Here is a 1180-nt window from a genome sequence, read left to right as displayed (position 1 = left end):
TTTGAACGTACAAAACCGCACGTTAACGTTGGTACTATCGGCCACGTTGACCACGGTAAAACTACCCTGACTGCAGCAATTACTACCGTGCTGGCAAAACACTTCGGCGGTTCTGCGCGTGCTTTCGACCAGATCGATAACGCACCAGAAGAAAAAGCACGTGGTATCACCATCAACACCTCTCACGTTGAGTATGACACCGCTAGCCGTCACTACGCACACGTTGACTGCCCAGGGCACGCCGACTACGTGAAAAACATGATCACCGGTGCTGCTCAGATGGACGGCGCGATCCTGGTTGTGGCTGCAACCGATGGCCCAATGCCACAAACCCGTGAGCACATCCTGCTCGGTCGTCAGGTTGGCGTACCTTTCATCATCGTATTCATGAACAAGTGTGACATGGTTGACGATGAAGAGTTGCTGGAACTGGTAGAGATGGAAGTGCGTGAACTGCTCTCTGCTTATGATTTCCCAGGCGACGACCTGCCAGTAGTCCGTGGTTCTGCCCTGAAAGCGCTGGAAGGCGACGCTGAGTGGGAAGCGAAGATCCTTGAGCTGGCTGAGCACCTAGACAGCTATATCCCAGAGCCAGAGCGTGCTATCGACAAGCCGTTCCTGCTGCCAATCGAAGACGTGTTCTCAATTTCTGGCCGTGGTACCGTGGTAACCGGTCGTGTTGAGCGCGGTATCATCAAAGTGGGCGAAGAAGTTGAAATCGTCGGTATCAAAGACACCGTGAAATCAACCTGTACTGGCGTTGAAATGTTCCGCAAATTGCTGGACGAAGGTCGTGCAGGTGAGAACGTCGGTATCCTGCTGCGTGGTATCAAGCGTGAAGAGATCGAGCGTGGTCAAGTTCTGGCTAAGCCGGGTTCAATCAAGCCACACACCAAGTTTGACTCAGAAGTGTATATCCTGAGCAAAGAAGAAGGTGGTCGTCACACCCCATTCTTCAAAGGTTACCGTCCACAGTTCTACTTCCGTACCACTGACGTAACCGGCACCATCGAACTGCCAGAAGGCGTTGAGATGGTGATGCCAGGCGACAACGTGAACATGGTTGTTACCCTGATCCACCCAATCGCGATGGACGACGGTTTGCGTTTTGCGATCCGTGAAGGTGGCCGTACCGTAGGTGCAGGTGTTGTTGCTAAAGTTATCGCTTAATCGCCGATAA

At 52.7% G+C, this 1180-nt stretch carries 1 protein-coding gene; it reads left to right on the top strand.

The window, feature by feature from the left end; translation table 11 throughout:
• Positions 1-1170: elongation factor Tu (tuf, locus tag EOJ37_RS14265; RefSeq protein WP_127960522.1), on the top strand; the 1170-nt coding region annotated here is incomplete at its 5' end.
• Positions 1171-1180: the final 10 nt, after the last annotated feature.

This window comes from Serratia microhaemolytica (genome assembly GCF_004011885.1).
Taxonomy (GTDB): Bacteria; Pseudomonadota; Gammaproteobacteria; order Enterobacterales; family Enterobacteriaceae; genus Serratia_G; species Serratia_G microhaemolytica.
This window is presented reverse-complemented; position numbering and strand designations above follow the sequence as displayed.